Source organism: Paenibacillus sp. 01T442 (assembly GCF_056398345.1).
On the sequence record NZ_JBFTPF010000234.1, the window covers coordinates 1 to 352 of the forward strand.

The 352-nt window shown below is 49.4% G+C and carries 2 rRNA genes; both read right to left on the reverse strand.

The features are described from left to right. Position 1: 1 nt before the first annotated feature. Positions 2–118, reverse strand: a 5S ribosomal RNA gene (gene rrf / locus AC1DLM_RS35605). 101 nt (positions 119–219) lie between these two features. Further along, positions 220–352 (reverse strand): 23S ribosomal RNA (locus AC1DLM_RS35610); the annotation flags it as partial.

Consider the following 352-nt stretch of genomic DNA (forward strand, 5'->3'; position numbering starts at 1 on the left):
TTGTTGGCAACGTTCTACTCTCCCAGAACCCTGCGGTTCAAGTACCATCGACGCTGGAAGGCTTAACGGTCGTGTTCGAGATGGGAACGCGTGGATCCCTTCCGCCATCATCACCAAACGTTGATGCTTCTGCCAGGAAACATCGAAAAACTCATTCAGGCTGACTTGCACCCTGAAAACTAGATACGAAACTTCAACGTAAAGTATTACTTAGGAATTTTGGTTAAGCCCTCGACCGATTAGTATTCGTCAGCTGCATACGTTGCCGCACTTCCACCTCGAACCTATCAACCTCGTCGTCTACAAGGGGTCTTACATACTGGGAAATCTCATCTTGAGGGGGGCTTCGCGC